This is a genomic window from Phormidium sp. CCY1219, assembly GCF_055795085.1.
In genome coordinates this window covers 1-202 of sequence record NZ_JAYFEQ010000749.1, presented here as the reverse complement: position 1 = coordinate 202, position 202 = coordinate 1, and the positions used below count along the sequence as shown (strand labels likewise).

The following is a 202-nucleotide window of genomic DNA, read 5'->3' as shown; positions in this document are numbered from 1 at the left end:
CCGAGACTCCAATTGTCAGACACGTTAAAGTCAAAGGTGAGGCCAGTCCATATGACGGCAATCTCAAATACTGGAGTACAAGAATGGGGAAACAACCCGGTGTTCCAACGAGAGTATCGAAGCTTTTGAAGAAACAAAAAGGGAAGTGTACCCACTGCGGACATTATTTCAAGGAAGAAGACATTATGGAAGTAGACCACAT

Annotated in this window: 1 pseudogene; it reads left to right on the top strand. The window is 44.1% G+C overall.

Annotated elements, in window-relative coordinates:
• Positions 1–202 (top strand): annotated as a pseudogene (locus AC0QH1_RS22820) (group II intron reverse transcriptase/maturase); the annotation flags it as partial.